The organism is Aquiflexum sp. TKW24L, assembly GCF_023502205.1.
Taxonomy (GTDB): domain Bacteria; phylum Bacteroidota; class Bacteroidia; order Cytophagales; family Cyclobacteriaceae; genus Cognataquiflexum.
This window is the reverse complement of sequence record NZ_JAMFLG010000106.1, coordinates 1-358: the sequence shown is the minus strand read 5'-3', so window position 1 is coordinate 358 and position 358 is coordinate 1. Positions and strand designations below refer to the sequence as shown.

Here is a 358-nt window from a genome sequence, read left to right as displayed (position 1 = left end):
TGAGAATACTTTTGCTGCTGTCGGGGATTTATTGAATTACACCATTGTCGTGACCAATACAGGTAACGTGACTTTGAGTAATGTTTCTGTATCAGATCCATTGACAGGTTTAAACACAACAATATCTACTTTGGCGCCTTTGGCTTCTGAGTCAATTGCTACTTCTTATACTATCACTCAAAGTGATATCGATGCAGGAAAAGTAGACAACACAGCTTCTGCTGCTGTCGGTGCTGTGAATGTCTCCGCTTCGGAGTCAGTTTCTGCAACACAGAGCCCTGCACTTTCCATCACCAAGACTGCAACCGAATCAACCTTTGCCGCTGTCGGAGATGTATTGAACTATACCATTTTGGTG

At 43.3% G+C, this 358-nt stretch carries 1 protein-coding gene; it reads left to right on the top strand.

The window, feature by feature from the left end:
• The coding region (locus M3O96_RS21970; protein ID WP_249725505.1) for a CLIPPER-2 domain-containing protein at positions 1-358 on the top strand (358 nt) is incomplete at both ends.